Origin of the sequence: Calderihabitans maritimus (assembly GCF_002207765.1) — a bacterium.
Lineage (GTDB): Bacteria > Bacillota > KKC1 > Calderihabitantales > Calderihabitantaceae > Calderihabitans > Calderihabitans maritimus.
The window spans coordinates 1-233 of sequence record NZ_BDGJ01000076.1 but is presented as its reverse complement, the minus strand read 5'-3'; the positions used below and the strand labels follow the sequence as shown (position 1 = coordinate 233).

At 40.8% G+C, this 233-nt stretch carries 1 protein-coding gene; it reads left to right on the top strand.

Features of this window, described 5'->3' with window-relative positions; translation table 11 throughout:
* On the top strand, window positions 1–182 hold a 182-nt coding region (locus KKC1_RS07075), incomplete at its 5' end, for a DUF4351 domain-containing protein (RefSeq protein ID WP_143288701.1).
* Window positions 183–233 lie beyond the last annotated feature (51 nt).

The window sequence follows — 233 nt, the reverse complement described above, 5'->3', positions numbered from 1 at the left end:
AAGAAGGTAGGGAAGAATCCTTGGTAGACATTACCATTAGACTTTTGATTAAAAAGTTCCGTAAGCTGCCAAAGGAGTATGTGGTCAGAATAAAAGAACAAGATACCTATGTACTACAGCAGTTGATAGATAACATCTTTGATATCAATGAACTGTCCGAACTGGATGACTACCTGCATTAAAACTGTACCCCGCCCCACTGCCACCGCAGTGGGGTTCATTTTTGACTAAGT